Genomic DNA, 766 nt, shown 5'->3' on the forward strand with positions numbered 1-766 from the left:
ATGAAGAGGTTTTCGGGAAGCTTGAACGTTTCCCCCTTTCCGCTGTACTGCAAGCGGATGCCCTCATTGCGATACTCCAGAAGGTAAAAGAGCTCACCGAACACTTTCGCGAGATTGGCACGGTTCATCTCGTCGATGATCAACACGTATGGATTTGCCAGATTTTCCGGCAGCGCTGCCTCATCCGCAATCTGTCTTAGCGGCCCTGGCCGCAAACTGAAGGTCACGCCCCCAGCGGTCGCCTCGGGGCGCAATCCCTCGAAGAAGTCCTCGTAGGCGTACGACGGGTGGAACTGGACCATGCGGACTCGACTCGGTTCTGTTCCGACCATGTGGCGCCCAAGGACTTGCGCGAGAAATGTCTTGCCGGTACCCGGAGGCCCGTAGAAGACGGCTTGCTGCCGACGCTGCAGGAGGTCGAGTATCTCCTGCAATTCGGCCCTCGGCATGAAGAGGGCCGCCGCGAGACCGTCTGTTGCGATTGGCAATTTGGGAACAGTTTGAACCTGCTTGACTTCTGATTCAGGGGCCAGCAAGGTACCCTCACTCGGCATCCATCGTTTGGATAGGACGCCATCGTAGAAGTTCACCGGCCCATGAGTCTTCCGCTGAAGCTGCAGAATTATTGCGAAGAGATCACGATCGATATCGCCCGTGCGTTCGGTGATCTCACTCATGAAGGCTTCACGCATTAGGGCCTTGTGCTTTTCGGAAACGATCGGCGCGAAGGTTTTGGGATGAACCAAATAGAGAAGAGAGTTGCGCT

At 56.1% G+C, this 766-nt stretch carries 1 protein-coding gene; it reads right to left on the reverse strand.

Features of this window, described 5'->3' with window-relative positions:
• Nucleotides 1–677, reverse strand: a 677-nt coding sequence (locus JF66_RS24695; protein ID WP_369798076.1) for an McrB family protein, incomplete at its 3' end; no start/stop codon positions are given.
• Nucleotides 678–766 lie beyond the last annotated feature (89 nt).

This window comes from Cryobacterium sp. MLB-32, from assembly GCF_000738085.1.
Lineage (GTDB): Bacteria > Actinomycetota > Actinomycetes > Actinomycetales > Microbacteriaceae > Cryobacterium.